The sequence below is a fragment of the Leuconostoc palmae genome (genome assembly GCF_019656075.1).
GTDB lineage: Bacteria > Bacillota > Bacilli > Lactobacillales > Lactobacillaceae > Leuconostoc > Leuconostoc palmae.
Genome location: NZ_BPKZ01000001.1, coordinates 69,684 through 83,914 on the forward strand (window position 1 = coordinate 69,684; position 14,231 = coordinate 83,914).

The window sequence follows — 14,231 nt, forward strand, 5'->3', positions numbered from 1 at the left end:
ACAATTTCTGTTTAATTTATTTTAGAAAAGTTTTCCAATGACATAGTGGATTGCAATTGTAAGTAAACCAATAATAATATTACGAATCATGGCTCGTTTTTTCAAACCGTTTGATAATTGAGCACTGAGCAAACCAGTTAACGCAACTGCGACTACTGTTGCACCAATTGTTGCAATAAACTGATAACGCGTAGGTGCTAAGATAAGTGCTGCCAGTGGAAATACACCACCAATTGCGGCACTAAATAAAGATGCCCATGCTGCCGACCATGGATTCATGTAATGCCCTAACGTGATATCATATTTTATACTTAACATAGTTTCTAATGGTTTTTTACTAAGTAGTTCATCCGCTATTGATTTAGCAGTTGTTCTGGTAACCCCACGATCAACATAGAAATTTTCGACTACAAGGTGTTCCCCTTTAAAGTCATTTTTGAGTAGTTCACGCTCTTGTTCAACAACAACTTTTTCACTATCTGATTGCGAACTCACCGAAGCATATTCTCCAGATGCCATTGATAATGCACAAGCCATTAAATCTGCTAACCCCGCAATAAAGATAGCAAAGTTATTTGTTGTGGCAGCAGCAACCGAAAACAATACCCCAACAACGGTTAAAATACCATCATTTGATCCTAAAACGCCTGCTCTGATCGCATTGAGTCTTTCATCCATCGTGGCTTGTTCTTTTTTAGTTGACGTTTCTTTTTTTAACTTAATATCCATTGATTTATTGATGAATTCACAAATGTAAGTTCATCATTCCCCCTTTATCTGAATAATGATCCAATAGCGTATGTCACAATCATCGTAAACATACCAGCAACAATATTTCTAATGGATGCCTTTTTCTTATCAGCACCATTCAGTGAAGCTGTTACATACCCTGTAATTGCCAAGGCAATTACAACAGCGATAAATGTCGCTACCTCACGCATATTTTGTGGTGACACAGAGATAGCTACCATTGGCAAGATTGATCCTATTGGAAAACTGATTAAGGAAGCTAATGCAGCTCCTCCTGCACTTAATTCATGATCTAAAGAAAAACCATAGCGCTCACGGACAGTGGTTGTCAGTGCATCTTTGTTCATCATTTCTTCAGTCGCCTGTGTTGCAAGTTGTGTTGAAATACCATCTGCAATATATTTTTCTTTAACATATTCAAATTCTGATTTATAATCTTCAGATAGGGCTTTTGTTTGAATATGTTTCACTTTTTCTTGAGCATCATGTTGTGAACTAACAGATACATATTCACCCATTGCCATTGAAACCGTACCAGCTAACATTCCTGCAAAACCAGCTAGCAATATGGTACCAGTATTACTAGTGGCACCTGCAACACCTAAAATAATACCTGAAACAGATAAAATACCATCATTGGCACCCATAACACCTGCACGAATTAAATTATTTCGTTGCATTAAACTTTGCTTGTCCATCTCGCACCTCTTTTAGAATTATTCTAATTAGTTATATCAAATTAAGGCAATAAAATCAAGTTAATTAGAAACATTCTACTTTACATGTTATAATATTATTATAGATAATAAGGAGACTAATATGGCAGAACATGAATTACGTGACATATTGCAAAGTCATGGGTTAAAAGCAACTTCTCACAGATTAACAATACTTGACTATCTCATGACACACGAAACTCACCCAACAGCTGAGATGATTCATGCAGATTTGTCAGCAATTAGTCTTGCTACAATATACAACACATTAGAAAAATTAGTAGCATCAGGTATTGTTATTGTGATTGATACACAACGTGATGACAAAAGGCACTATGATTTTTATGGGGAACCGCACTATCATATTATTAATAGTCGTACAAATGAAATTATTGATGCTGACAACTTTGATGTGACGCCCTTGGTTGATGCCGCAAGAGATGCGAGTGGCCTTAATATTACAGGGTTTCATATTGAAGTCTATGGTGTTAATCCTGACGATGCCATATAAAAAAAGTTCTTGAACTTAAAATGTTCAAGAACTTTTTTTATATGGCTGAGTTCATAATTTTTGAAACAGCAGCATGAATTTTTTCAAGATATATACCTTGTTCTTCTTCAGAGTGTGCATACTTTTCCGAATCAACGGATTGCTTAGTTACATTGACTGCATCGGCCATGATTTCCGTTGCAGCAGCATATTTTGTATAAGCACTCGCTAGCGATTTGTGTACACCTAATAAACGAACTGGTGCTGATGCAGCATTCAACTTAGATGCATTCGCCTTATAACTTGCCACTGCATCTTCAAACTCTGCTTTAATTTCAGCAAACTCAGCTGATGGGATTTCAGAAATTTTATCTGCTTCTTTTGCATCGTCAAGCTTTGTGAAGAATGGTGTCACTCTATTTGCTATTTCTTCTGTATTTGTTAAGACATCTTGCAAAGTCTTAACATAAATTTGACCTTGCTTTGGATTAAATTTTACCAATGATCTATTATCCTTTTTTGAAAATTTTGCGCTGTACTAATTTTACCAGTTCAACAATAATAATGATACTCATTCCAGCCAGAAGAACAATTGCCCATTGATATCCATCTAAGTGTGACACATGGAAAATTGGGTTTAACGGTGTAATAACAACCACCGCTGACATAGCAATTAGCGAACCTAACAGTGCCCAATTAAATAGTTTATTTTGGAAAGCCTGTGGTCCAAACATTGAACCGTATACTGATTTTACGTTGATCGCATTAAACATTTGCATTAACCCTAACGTCATAAATGACATAGTTAACGCATCACGATGTGCTTCTGCAACTGCAGCATGTACAGGATAAGCTAACGCAAAACCATATACTGTTAGCACAATGGCAGCTTGCAACATACCTTGCCAAATTATAGCTGTCCCTACACCACCAGAAAGGAAACTTGCATCGCGTCCTCTTGGCTTTTGTGACATAATACCTTTCTGAGCAGGCTCTACACCCAAGGCAATAGCAGGCAACGTATCGGTTACCAGATTAATCCATAGAATCATAATTGGTGCTAAAATGTTCCATCCTAACAAAGTCATTACAAAAATTGATATTACCTCAGCCAGGTTTGACGCCAGTAAATACTGCAAAGCTTTTTGGATATTAGCAAAAACCTTTCTACCTTCTTCTACAGCATGAACAATAGTAGCAAAGTTATCATCAGCCAATACAATATCTGATGCCCCTTTAGATACTTCAGTTCCAGTAATACCCATTGCAACACCAATATCAGCAGCTTTTAAGGCAGGGGCATCATTAACACCATCCCCTGTCATCGCAACTACTTTACCTTTTTGTTGCCAAGCGTTGACAATCTTAACTTTATGTTCTGGTGCAACACGCGCATAAACATTGTACTTGTCTACATTAGCCAAGAATTCGTCATCAGTCATATTATCTAAATCAGACCCAGAAATAACTGCACTCTCTTTATCAGCCTCATCTAAAATACCTAAACGAACCGCAATTGCTGCTGCTGTATCTCGATGATCACCAGTAATCATCATCGGACGAATACCTGCTGCTTTAGCCTCTGACACAGCTTGGGCAACCTCGGGACGTTCTGGATCAATCATACCCACAAAACCTACAAAGACCAGATCATTTTCTAATGATTGCGAAGTTATTGTAGCAGGCATTTCTGGCGATAGTTTGTATCCGAATCCCAATACACGCAATGCTTGCGTTGCTAATTCTGAATTAATGCCTAATAGTTTATTTCGGATATCATCTGTGAGTGTCGTAATTTCATTATTTATTTCAATTTGGGTCGCACGGTTTAACAATTCGTCTGGTGCACCTTTGACTGTGATGATATAACCCTCTGGCGCTGGATGAATTGTTGACATCAACTTACGATCCGAATCAAAAGGTAGTTCAGCAACACGAGGCATCTCACTGAATAACGTATCAATATCTCGACCATGATTTTCATTAAATGCAATTAATGCGGTCTCCGTTGGATCGCCAATATAGCCATCTTCAGTACGCTTTGTATCATTATTTAATGCTAATATATCAGCGAGTCTAGCATACGTACCGGTTAACTGGGCTGTTGTATTGACCTCTTCTATCTGCGCATTTACCACAATCTTTTCGACTGTCATCTTATTTTGTGTTAATGTACCAGTTTTGTCTGATCCAATAATATCTGTCGATCCTAAAGTTTCAACCGCTGGCAACTTTCTAATCAATGCTTGACGGGCAGCCATGCGAGTTGTTCCTAGTGCCAACGTAATTGTAACAATGGCCGGTAATCCTTCTGGTATTGCTGCCACAGCCAAAGAAATTGAGGTTAGTAGCATATCAATGATAGTTTCTTTTCCTCTAGCCAGTCCTACGACAAAGGTAACTGCTGCAATGCCCAAAATCAAGTAGGTTAACACACGACCAAGTTTTATAAGATTGTCTTGTAATGGTGTCTTAGTTTCATCTGCTGCTTCCAACATACCCGCAATGTGTCCTATTTCAGTTGACATTCCGGTATTGACAACAACTGCGACACCTCGACCATAAGTAACATTGGTGTTCATAAATCCTAAGTTGGTACGATCTCCCAAAGGCAAATCAGTATCATCCAAGGTCATTGATACTTTATCAACCGGAACGGATTCGCCAGTAAGAGAAGCCTCTTCAATCTGTAAGGAAGCCGACTCAATAAATCGTACATCAGCTGGGACAATATCGCCTGCTTCCAAACGGACAATGTCTCCCACAACTAAATTGGTTGATTTGACTGACATATCCTTACCATCTCGGATAATATTTGCGTTAGGCGTTGACATCTCTTTTAATGCATTAATAGCATCTTCTGCTTTGGCTTCTTGGAAAACACCAAATACGGCATTAATAATCACAATTGCCAAAATAAAAATTGCATCAACTAATTCACCAGTAAATGCAGCAACCACTGCAGCAACCAACAAAATAGCAATCATAAAATCTTTAAATTGGTTAATAAATTTTTGAAAAAGTGTCGTCGAAGCTGCCTCATTGAGTTGATTGTAGCCGTTTACTTCAAGCCTCTTTTGCGCCTCAATCTGCGTTAATCCAACCTTAGAATCCGTTTTCAAATTAGATAAAATCTCTGTGACGTCTTGATTGTACAACGACTGTTTTGACATCTTATTCCTCCCACGCAATCATTGCGTTAAACATTCTTGTGTCTCACTATGAAACAAAAAGACTCATGCAAAATAACTGAGTGAACGTACGTCAGTCATTTACATGAGTCTCACTGTTTAAGATAGTACCGGAACAAATTGAATTATTCGATATAAGCATCATCTTTGACTCTGCTCGCTTTGACGGTATTATCACGGAATGTCCGCCAGTTACTCCCTCAGGAATGTCTCTTTATTACTTTCATTCTACCAAAGTGGTGGTTGAGTAGCAAGTCTTGATCGTTGATCTCATGAATAGACTTTCTAAAAGGCACCGCCACCGCCTCCGCCGCCACCAGAAAAACCACCACCAGAAAAATTGCCACCATTCCCAGATACATTACTTTGGAAGCCGATATCTGCTTGCACATGTTGTACTAGTTCGTTAGCCCATTGATTACCAAATTGCGTATAAATTAGCAATAGTGGTAGATTAACCATTGGTAAGTGTGCTTCATCTGCTAATAACTTAAGTGTTTTAGCCACCTGTTTAGCTTCCCCAAAGATAACTGCATATGCTAGTAGTTTATCCCATAACTGGCTATCCCGTACGTTTTTTTGTCTAACTTAGCGATATCATGCAACATGAGTTTAAACCCATCCCATGTCCATTTTTCTTCAAATCCTGTTGGTATGGTATAAAAAATACTCGATTGCTTCAAGATAACATAATAGCTGAGTCCACTAACGACTATTTCACCAATCGCTACTAGCCAAAACTGCCAAATATCACTGTAATTAGCCATTACAATATCCGCAACTAATGTTCCAATAATCATGAAACTTAAAATTGTGATCAACATTTTCTTACGATTAGTTAATTGATTCGTTTTCTGTTCATCTATTAATTCAGAACTCAAAGGATTTTGTTTAATTTGTTTTAAAAATAATGGTAACCCTAAACGGATCCCCTTAGCTAAAGCCGAGTCCGTTTGTTTGAATTCTTTTTGCGTCACAATACGTCTATTTTTCCCAAATATCATATGTATCAATTGCTTTTCAAAATTCATCAACCCTGTTTCATCTTTTACCTAATAAGTTACCTGATCAACTTTTACAACATCAGTATAAGACAAAACTACTTTGTGCCTAGCAATCAAATCCATTAACGTAGCAACAATTAAATTTGCATGTGTAGCTTTCCCCCGAATACGTGAATTAACAATTGCTGGACCTAAATCATTGGGTATATCATAAATATGAACTATTGATTTATCTACGCCACTTCTTTGTCGGGCAAACTTTAGTTGTTGTCTTGTACGCAGTGTCATTATAATTGAAAAAATAGCAATAACTAAGATGACAAGAGGTAATACAATCAACCCAATGATTGCGATGCGTTTTAATTTAGCATTGTTTTTAACAACGATAGCCCCTTCTTGGTTAGAGATTATTTGTGCGCGTTTCCCTGGTTGCTTATTTTGATTTAAAGGCGTTTGAGAATTACTAAAATAAGTCCGCAACTCTAATCGTTCATTCTTACTGATTTTATTTGTCGTAACTATTAACTTAGCATTTTTTTGATCAACACGAACATGCCCACTGTAAATATCTCGATTATGCACCCATGCTTTTAAAACTCTGTCTGGCTTTTGAGGTAATGTTAGGGTTATGTTTACGTGGTTTAATGCCACATCCCAGTTAGTTATCATTAGCCAGTTAATTTCAGATACATCATCCCAATTTGTTACCACATTATTAATTTGATAACGATAAGTAACCTGAATATTATTATGCTTTTTAATCGGATAATATACTTTTTCTTTGACCTGATTAGGACTAAGAGATTCAACATAACCAATACTTTCATTACCACTTCTAGGACTGATTAGTTGAGGTTTTTCACCATTACGTGATACTGTAATACTTTGCAAGCCACCCCAAGTATAATTCTGTTGACTATTTGCTGGTGCATTTAGTCCTTCTTTAAGGTAAATACCATTCATATTGTCATCAAAAGAATAGGTAATTTCTTTTGTGACTAATGCATTACCATCAGATTGTATTTGAATATTTTGTTGGTAATTAGAAATTTTGTAATCTGCTTGAACCAGCTCAATGCTAAACATGAAACTGGCGATGATTGTCAACGATACTATCACATATTTATGCATCTTGCTCTCCCTTTTATAATTATTATTTTAACAAACATCGGACATATCACAAAAAATAGCGTAAAATTAAAAGATAACTTTATTGTAGGAGCAACACATAAAATTCGATTCAATGTTAATCGATGTGTCAACATGATTATGCTAGAAATTAATAAACACCCCGTCCATGAGCGTCTCCCAATTGCACTACTACTCGCAATGAACTCTGGATTTGCCGATGCTTATACTTTTCAACATCAAGATGATCGTTTTGCTAGTTTGCAGACAGGAAATATTATTCAAGCTGGTATCGCCATAGCCAAAGGTAATATATCAGAAACGCTTAGCTTTGTGTTACCCATACTCTTCTTCATATTGGGTGCATGTTTTAATGGCTTTTTAAAACACAACTTTAAAGCAGGTAAGCTGTCAACACAGCAACATAGCATTTTAGTACAAATACTAGGTATTACCACTGTTAATTTGATTAGTAATCAAATTTCAAGTACAGCAGTCATTACCCTACTATCTTTTTTCTTTGCTATTCAATTAGATGCTTTCCCAAAAGTTCGCGGTTTGCCCTTCACTAGCGTCATGTCTACAGGTAATTTAAGAAGTATTGGTGCCAATCTGGCCACCTATTTTTATAAAAAAGATCAACAAACACGACAAAATATTATTCTCTTTTCACTGATTGTCTTATCCTTTTTATTTGGTGCACTAGTGTCAACACTACTATCATATTTTTTGCATAATTCAACATTATTGGGTTCTAGTGTGATTCTCATTGTAATTTTCTTATTAATTTTTGATTTTTCTAAACAAAATAGTTGACAAATATAAAAGCAGTATGTATTATTAGGTTTAACGATTTTAGAAATAAACAAGTTGAACAGAAAAGTAATAGTTGAACAAAGCAAAGAAAGCTAATGGTTGATGTAAATTAGCATGCGTAAAACTACGAAAATGACCTGTGATTGGTGTTAGCGAATTGGTTTACCATTTAGTTAACAACGGATTGGCCTTCGTTACTAGGCACACCATTCGGCTAGGATCATCTCCCGATGCCCGATGGTTAGTGAGCAGACTATTAGTAATAATAGTCTAAAACTCAGAATGGTAACGCGCTATTTCAGCCGCTTCTGTATTTAAGTATACAGAGGCGGTTTTTTTGTTTCTACCACTATTTCTAAAGTCGTGCAGTAGAAAATGTATTTCAGGAGAAGATGAATGAGTCAGGCAAAAAAGTGGATTATTGGTGGCATTGCAGTTGTGGTTATTGGCGGAATCGGCTATGCCAGTTTTGGTAATCATACTTCAGAAAATAAAGACGATAAACTTGTTAAAGTTGGTATTATGTCAGGATCGAAACAGGATACTGAAATCTGGGATTCTGTTGCTAAAACAGCTAAATCGAAATACGGTATTACATTGAAATTTAAGCAATTTTCAGATTATAACCAACCTAACAAAGCCTTATCTGAGGGTGACATTGATATTAATGCTTTTCAACACTACGCCTTTCTCGATGCCTCAAATAAATCAACTGGAAACAAAATTATTAGCTTAGGTGATACCGTTATTTCACCTATTCGACTTTACTCAAATAGCTATAAGCATGTCGATGATTTCAAAAATGGTGACACAATCTCTGTTCCAAATGATGCTTCAAACGAAAGCCGTGCACTGTATGTTCTTAAGGCAGCTGGACTGATTGATTTAAAGTCAGGACTAAAAACCGCGACCATCAAGGACATTACAAAAAACCCTAAGTCGTTGAAAATTAAAGAGTTAGCTGCAGATCAAACTGCTCGATCATTGTCAGATGTTCAAGGTGCTGTAGTCAACGGTACGTATGCCGATACCGCTGGATTAGATTATAAGAAAGCAATCTTTGTTGAACCCATTAACAAAGACTCACATCAATGGGTCAATATTATTGCTGCTAATAACAAAGATAAAGATAAACAAACACTAAAAGATGTTGTGAAAGCATATCAAACGCAAACTACAAAAGATGTTATTAATAAAGTTTATAACGGTGCTGAGTTACCAGCATGGGATGCAAAATTTGATAAATAATTTAAGATGATCAATGAATAGTAGTTCATTGATATCAGATTTGAACATAAAGTCAAATTTGATATCAGCGAATTAATCGCTATAAAAGAAAACGGGAGATTAACATTATGAGTAAAAAAACGAATTGGATTATTGGTGGTGTTGCGGTAGTTGTCATTGCAGCAAGTGCCTACTTTAGCTTTGGCGGTGGACAAACAAAATCCGCTGACAAAACGGTCACAATCGGTGTTATTGCTGGTGACAAAAATGAAGATGAAATTTGGAAATCTGTCGCTGAAACTGCAAAAGACAAATATGGCATTACTTTGAAAACTAAAAAGTTTACAGATTACCTACAACCAAACAAAGCCCTATCTGCTGGGGATGTCGATTTAAATGCTTTCCAAAACTATCCTTTCTTAGATAATTGGAACAAACAGTACAAAACAGATATTGTTTCAATCGGTGATACATGGACAACACCATTGCGTATCTACTCTGATAAGTATAAAAATGTTTCTGAGCTAAAAGATGGTGATCAGGTCACAATTGCTAATGATCCAACAAACGAAGATCGTGGTCTCCACTTACTAGCCTCTGCTGGTCTGATCAAACTTAAAGATACTAACAAAGCAACACCAAAAGATGTTACTGATAATCCTAAAAATTTGAAGATTACACCTGTTGATGGTTCTCAAACCGCTTCATCATTGAAAGATCCCACGGTTGGCGCTGCTGTTGTTAATACAAACTTTGCAAAGTCTGCCAAGTTAGATATTGATTCTGCAATTTATATTGAAAGCTTAAATAAGAGTTCTGAACAATACTTTAACTTCATTGCTGCCAACAAAAAGGATAAAGATAAGCAAGTGTACAAAGATGTTGTCAAGTCTTTACAAACACAAAAGACAAAAGATTTAGTTAAGAAGTATTATGGCACAGCTGAAATTACAGTATGGGACTATAAAAAGTAACTCACGGTTAAAATCTGCAATTTTGATTGCAGGTACATAATTTTACAGGAGAAAAGAATGACCTTACGGCAATATTATTTAGAATTATTAGAAAAACTAATTGCTATTCCTAGTATCTCTGCTCAAGCAGCAAACTTACCAGAAGCTGCTCAACTCATTGTTAATTCTTTTTCAGAATTAGGCGCTGACATAACCTATGACGACCAATTTTTTGCCCCATTTATATTAGCTAAATTTGACAGTTCATTGCCAAATGCAAAAACACTCGTTATTTATAATCATTATGATGTTCAACCAGCAGAACCTCTGTCACTTTGGCATTCTGATCCTTGGCAGTTATTAAACAAAGACGGTAAACTCTATGGACGTGGTGTCAATGATGATAAAGGTAACTTAACAGCACGACTAACAGCTATCGCAGAATATTTAGACGAAAACAACCAGCAATTACCAGTTAACATTATTTTTGTGATTGAAGGTGCAGAAGAAAGCGCGTCACAATATTTAGAAAACTACTTGACACAACATGTAATCGACCAAGAGAGTAGCTTAATTATTTGGGAATCAGGTGGTAAAAATGCACAAGAATCATTAGAAATTTTTGGCGGAAATAAAGGTATTGTCACTTTTGAACTCAGTGTAACTACTGCTGCTAACGACCTACACTCTTCATTAGCAGCAGTAGTTGACTCTGCCCCCATTAGACTATCACGAGCTATCGCGTCACTTTTTGATCAAAAAGGAAATATCGCTGTACCGTTGTTTGATGAAGATGTCTTATTACCAAATGAACGAGAAAAAAGCCTTGTTGCTAGTCTCCCAATAACACAAGATGCTCTGATTAAACAACACGACTTAAAAGTGTCTCTCTACTCTGACAGAAATAACACTGATTTTAAGGAAAGTCTTTATTTCAAACCCACCATTAATGTGGAAGGTATTATTTCAGGGTATAATGGCTCAGGCGTTAAAACAGTGCTCCCTGCTCAAGCTTCCGCTAAATTAGAAGCACGTCTAGTACCTAACATGTCACCAGACAAAACATTACAACTTATAACAGAACATTTAACAAAACAAGGATTTTCTGATATTGTTGTTAAGAAGACTTTAGGATTATCGGGGTACCGAAGTGACATGTCTGATCCTGAAATTGTGAGAGTCATAGGCACTGTAACAGATTACTATCACAAAGAGCCTAGTGTCTTACCAACTTCACCTGGTACCGGCCCAATGGCAATCGTGCAAAATATTTTTCAAGCCCCTGTTGCTAGTTTTGGCGTTGGTTACTCACAAACTAATGATCACGCACCCAATGAAAATATTCGTCTGATTGACTATTACCAACATATTGATGTTATCAAAGCATTAATTGACAGCTACAAAACTAAAATTGAGAAGTAACAAAGAGGAGTATACTATATGACCAATCCAATTATCGCGCTAGATAATATTAATGTGACGTTTCATCAAAAGAAACGCAAAATTCGCGCTGTAAAAAATGTTTCCGTACATATTGAAAAAGGAGATGTCTATGGTATCGTAGGCTATTCTGGTGCTGGAAAATCAACATTAGTTCGTGTTATTAACCTTCTACAAGAACCTACAAGTGGGTCAGTTGTAGTCAATAACGAAACTTTTTTTAAAGCTGATTCAGAAAATAGTCCTAAAAATCGTATAGCAACTAAAGATTTACGTAATCGCCGTCGTAAAATTGGTATGATTTTTCAACATTTCAATTTACTTAACGAACGTACTGTTACCGAAAATGTTGCATTTGCACTACAACACAGTTCACTATCTCAGGCTCAAAAAGATGCTAAAGTGAAGGAATTATTAGAATTGGTTGATTTATCAGACCGTGCTGAGCAGTATCCTTCACAACTTTCTGGTGGACAAAAACAACGTGTTGCTATTGCCCGTGCACTTGCCAATGATCCTGAAATATTAATATCTGATGAAGCAACATCAGCACTGGATCCTAAAACAACAAATCAGATTCTAGCGTTACTTAAAAAATTAAACTCTGAATTAGGATTAACTATTGTTTTAATCACACATGAAATGCAAGCTGTTAAAGAAGTCGCTAACAAAGTTGCTGTGATGCAAGATGGCGAAATCATCGAACGCGGTTCTCTATTGGACATTTTTGCACAACCAAAAGAACAATTAACCAAAGAGTTTATTGAAACTGCTACAAATATTGACAAAGCAATTGAAACTATTTCTGCACAATCTTTGGTACAACAACTAAGTGCAAACGAAGTTTTTGTGCGTTTATCTTATGTTGGTGATACTACCGATGAGCCATTAATTGCCAGCTTATTTAAAGAATTTAATGTTACGGCTAACATTTTATATGGCAATATTGAAGTATTACAAGGTACTTCAGTTGGTTCGTTACTAGTAATACTTTCAGGTAATGCTGAGCAAATTAAATCTGCTAGTGCTTCACTTACATCTCATCATGTTAAAATCGATGTACTCAAAGGAGGTCAAATCTTATGAATGAATGGTTCTCTCAAACATTTCCTAACGTTGTTTACCAAGGTTGGACAGGCGATACAGGCTGGCTAACTGCAATCACACAAACATTATTTATGACGTTTTGGTCAGCTATTTTTGGCGGCTTATTAGGCCTGATTTTTGGTATTGGTTTAGTTATTACAGCGCCAAATGGTATTGCCCCAAATCGCACAGCATTTTGGCTTTTTGATAAAATAGTTTCCATTTTCCGTGCTGTGCCATTCATTATTTTACTAGCTGCCATTGCGCCATTTACAAAAATACTTGTCGGGACACAAATCGGTACAACCGCTGCATTAGTTCCGCTATCTCTTGGTGTTTTTCCTTTTTACGCACGACAAGTTCAAGTCGCACTAGCTGAAGTTGATAGTGGTATCGTTGAAGCTGCCCAAGCTGTTGGTTCCTCTTTTTGGGATATCGTTTTTGGTGTTTACTTACGTGAAGGTCGTTCTGAAATTATCCGTGTCTCAACTGTCACGCTCATTAGTTTGATTGGTTTGACTGCAATGGCAGGTGCCATTGGTGCTGGTGGGTTAGGAAACATGGCGATTTCGTATGGCTATAATCGTTTTGCTTCTGACACAACTTGGGTCGCAACAATTCTCGTATTAATATTCGTATTAATTGTTCAGCTAGTCGGTGATTTTCTAGCTAAAAAGTTAAGCCATAAATAAAAAGCTTTGGTAATATGCCAAAGCTTTTTTAACGCATTAATTTAAATTCAAATCTATCCCCTACATAAGATGACCGCACATATTCAAAAGGGACATCATTTTGATCAAAAGAGACTTGACGGACATTTAAAATAGCCTCACCACGTTTGATCTGCAATAATTCAGCTAGACGTTCATTTGCTAGACTAGCAGATATTGTTTGTTGTGCACGACCAGGAATAATGCCTACTTTTTCTAAAGTCAAATAGAGTGATTCAGTTAAGTCAGTTCGTGAAAAACTGCTGACAAGTTTAGCTGGTAAAGTAGCTCGCTCGATTAATATTGGTTCATTATCCCCTAATCGCAAGCGTTCCATAACCAATACTTCATCATTTTCTGACAAATTAAGTTGTGCCATTTCAGAGTTGGACGGCAAAGTAAACTTATAGCTGATCAATTGAGTCGTTGCAACACGACCCGTTTCGGCCATTAATTCTGTGAAACTCGTCATCCCTAAAGCGCTTTCCGACACTTTTTGTTCAGCAACATAAGTACCAGAGCCGACTTTACGTTCAAGAATACCTTCGTCAACGAGTGTTTGAATTGCCTGTCTCAAGGTCATTCGTGATACATTAAACGTTTCGGCTAGATCACGCTCGGCTGGTAACCTTTTATCAGTTTGCCATTCACCCGCTTCAATCCTTGATTTTATTTGGTTATGAATTTGAATATATCTTGGTACAGCGGACTTTGTCATTG

The 14,231-nt window shown here is 36.6% G+C and carries 15 protein-coding genes and 1 other annotated feature; of the genes, 7 read left to right on the forward strand and 8 right to left on the reverse strand.

Annotated elements, in window-relative coordinates; translation table 11 throughout:
- Positions 1-21 precede the first annotated feature (21 nt).
- Positions 22-729, reverse strand: a complete 708-nt coding sequence (locus K5Q12_RS00330; RefSeq protein WP_220741785.1) for a VIT1/CCC1 transporter family protein — start codon at positions 727-729, stop codon at positions 22-24.
- Between the two features lie 44 nt (positions 730-773).
- A complete protein-coding gene (locus K5Q12_RS00335) occupies positions 774-1,448 on the reverse strand; it encodes a VIT1/CCC1 transporter family protein (protein ID WP_220741786.1) in 675 nt (224 codons plus the stop codon).
- A 121-nt stretch (positions 1,449-1,569) separates the two neighbouring features.
- Between K5Q12_RS00335 and K5Q12_RS00340 the strand changes: the two genes are divergently transcribed.
- Positions 1,570-1,977 carry a Fur family transcriptional regulator gene (locus K5Q12_RS00340; RefSeq protein ID WP_220741787.1) on the forward strand — a complete coding sequence of 136 codons (408 nt, stop codon included), beginning with the start codon at positions 1,570-1,572 and terminating at the stop codon, positions 1,975-1,977.
- A gap of 37 nt (positions 1,978-2,014) precedes the next feature.
- On the opposite strand, the gene K5Q12_RS00345 is transcribed toward K5Q12_RS00340, so the two are convergent.
- From K5Q12_RS00345 to K5Q12_RS00355, 5 genes are all read right to left on the reverse strand, one after another.
- On the reverse strand, positions 2,015-2,458 hold the full coding sequence (locus K5Q12_RS00345) for a chemotaxis protein (protein WP_220741788.1): 444 nt from the start codon (positions 2,456-2,458) through the stop codon (positions 2,015-2,017).
- Positions 2,459-2,465: 7 nt separating this feature from the next.
- Positions 2,466-5,129, reverse strand: a complete 2,664-nt coding sequence (locus tag K5Q12_RS00350) for a cation-translocating P-type ATPase (RefSeq protein WP_220741789.1) — start codon at positions 5,127-5,129, stop codon at positions 2,466-2,468.
- Between the two features lie 303 nt (positions 5,130-5,432).
- Complete coding sequence (locus K5Q12_RS07095; protein ID WP_246570411.1) at positions 5,433-5,654, reverse strand: hypothetical protein; 222 nt, start codon at positions 5,652-5,654, stop codon at positions 5,433-5,435.
- A gap of 32 nt (positions 5,655-5,686) precedes the next feature.
- On the reverse strand, positions 5,687-6,178 hold the full coding sequence (locus K5Q12_RS07225; protein WP_373306128.1) for a DUF2207 domain-containing protein: 492 nt from the start codon (positions 6,176-6,178) through the stop codon (positions 5,687-5,689).
- A gap of 21 nt (positions 6,179-6,199) precedes the next feature.
- The gene (locus K5Q12_RS00355) at positions 6,200-7,282 is read right to left on the reverse strand and encodes a DUF2207 domain-containing protein (RefSeq protein WP_373306129.1); all 1,083 of its coding nucleotides are present in this window, start codon (positions 7,280-7,282) and stop codon (positions 6,200-6,202) included.
- A gap of 138 nt (positions 7,283-7,420) precedes the next feature.
- Here K5Q12_RS00355 and K5Q12_RS00360 point away from each other — a divergent pair, with 138 nt between their 5' ends.
- The 6 genes from K5Q12_RS00360 (at position 7,421) to K5Q12_RS00385 (ending at position 13,493) form a co-directional block, all read left to right on the forward strand.
- Positions 7,421-8,095, forward strand: a complete 675-nt coding sequence (locus K5Q12_RS00360; RefSeq protein WP_220741790.1) for a YoaK family protein — start codon at positions 7,421-7,423, stop codon at positions 8,093-8,095.
- Positions 8,096-8,140: 45 nt separating this feature from the next.
- Positions 8,141-8,408, forward strand: a binding site (T-box leader).
- A gap of 83 nt (positions 8,409-8,491) precedes the next feature.
- A complete protein-coding gene (locus tag K5Q12_RS00365; RefSeq protein WP_220741791.1) occupies positions 8,492-9,343 on the forward strand; it encodes a MetQ/NlpA family ABC transporter substrate-binding protein in 852 nt (283 codons plus the stop codon).
- Between the two features lie 107 nt (positions 9,344-9,450).
- On the forward strand, positions 9,451-10,296 hold the full coding sequence (locus tag K5Q12_RS00370) for a MetQ/NlpA family ABC transporter substrate-binding protein (protein ID WP_220741792.1): 846 nt from the start codon (positions 9,451-9,453) through the stop codon (positions 10,294-10,296).
- Positions 10,297-10,353: 57 nt separating this feature from the next.
- Positions 10,354-11,697 (forward strand): M20/M25/M40 family metallo-hydrolase, encoded by a 1,344-nt coding sequence (locus K5Q12_RS00375; RefSeq protein ID WP_220741793.1) that lies wholly within the window; start codon positions 10,354-10,356, stop codon positions 11,695-11,697.
- An 18-nt stretch (positions 11,698-11,715) separates the two neighbouring features.
- Positions 11,716-12,801 (forward strand): methionine ABC transporter ATP-binding protein, encoded by a 1,086-nt coding sequence (locus K5Q12_RS00380; protein ID WP_220741794.1) that lies wholly within the window; start codon positions 11,716-11,718, stop codon positions 12,799-12,801.
- Complete coding sequence (locus K5Q12_RS00385) at positions 12,798-13,493, forward strand: methionine ABC transporter permease (RefSeq protein ID WP_220741795.1); 696 nt, start codon at positions 12,798-12,800, stop codon at positions 13,491-13,493. Before K5Q12_RS00380 ends, K5Q12_RS00385 begins: the two co-directional genes overlap by 4 nt.
- Positions 13,494-13,521: 28 nt before the next feature.
- Here the strand turns inward: K5Q12_RS00385 and K5Q12_RS00390 are convergent, their stop codons facing one another.
- Complete coding sequence (locus K5Q12_RS00390; protein WP_220741796.1) at positions 13,522-14,229, reverse strand: GntR family transcriptional regulator; 708 nt, start codon at positions 14,227-14,229, stop codon at positions 13,522-13,524.
- Positions 14,230-14,231 lie beyond the last annotated feature (2 nt).

Excerpts from the sequence above, each read along its gene's own strand:
- K5Q12_RS00330 (WP_220741785.1), bottom strand. The coding sequence starts at position 729 with ATGGATATTAAGTTAAAAAAAGAAACGTCAACTAAAAAAGAACAAGCC.
- K5Q12_RS00335 (WP_220741786.1), bottom strand. The coding sequence starts at position 1,448 with ATGGACAAGCAAAGTTTAATGCAACGAAATAATTTAATTCGTGCAGGT.
- K5Q12_RS00340 (WP_220741787.1), top strand. The coding sequence starts at position 1,570 with ATGGCAGAACATGAATTACGTGACATATTGCAAAGTCATGGGTTAAAA.
- K5Q12_RS00350 (WP_220741789.1), bottom strand. The coding sequence starts at position 5,129 with ATGTCAAAACAGTCGTTGTACAATCAAGACGTCACAGAGATTTTATCT.
- K5Q12_RS07225 (WP_373306128.1), bottom strand. The coding sequence starts at position 6,178 with ATGAATTTTGAAAAGCAATTGATACATATGATATTTGGGAAAAATAGA.
- K5Q12_RS00355 (WP_373306129.1), bottom strand. The coding sequence starts at position 7,282 with ATGCATAAATATGTGATAGTATCGTTGACAATCATCGCCAGTTTCATG.
- K5Q12_RS00360 (WP_220741790.1), top strand. The coding sequence starts at position 7,421 with ATGCTAGAAATTAATAAACACCCCGTCCATGAGCGTCTCCCAATTGCA.
- K5Q12_RS00365 (WP_220741791.1), top strand. The coding sequence starts at position 8,492 with ATGAGTCAGGCAAAAAAGTGGATTATTGGTGGCATTGCAGTTGTGGTT.
- K5Q12_RS00370 (WP_220741792.1), top strand. The coding sequence starts at position 9,451 with ATGAGTAAAAAAACGAATTGGATTATTGGTGGTGTTGCGGTAGTTGTC.
- K5Q12_RS00375 (WP_220741793.1), top strand. The coding sequence starts at position 10,354 with ATGACCTTACGGCAATATTATTTAGAATTATTAGAAAAACTAATTGCT.
- K5Q12_RS00380 (WP_220741794.1), top strand. The coding sequence starts at position 11,716 with ATGACCAATCCAATTATCGCGCTAGATAATATTAATGTGACGTTTCAT.
- K5Q12_RS00385 (WP_220741795.1), top strand. The coding sequence starts at position 12,798 with ATGAATGAATGGTTCTCTCAAACATTTCCTAACGTTGTTTACCAAGGT.
- K5Q12_RS00390 (WP_220741796.1), bottom strand. The coding sequence starts at position 14,229 with ATGACAAAGTCCGCTGTACCAAGATATATTCAAATTCATAACCAAATA.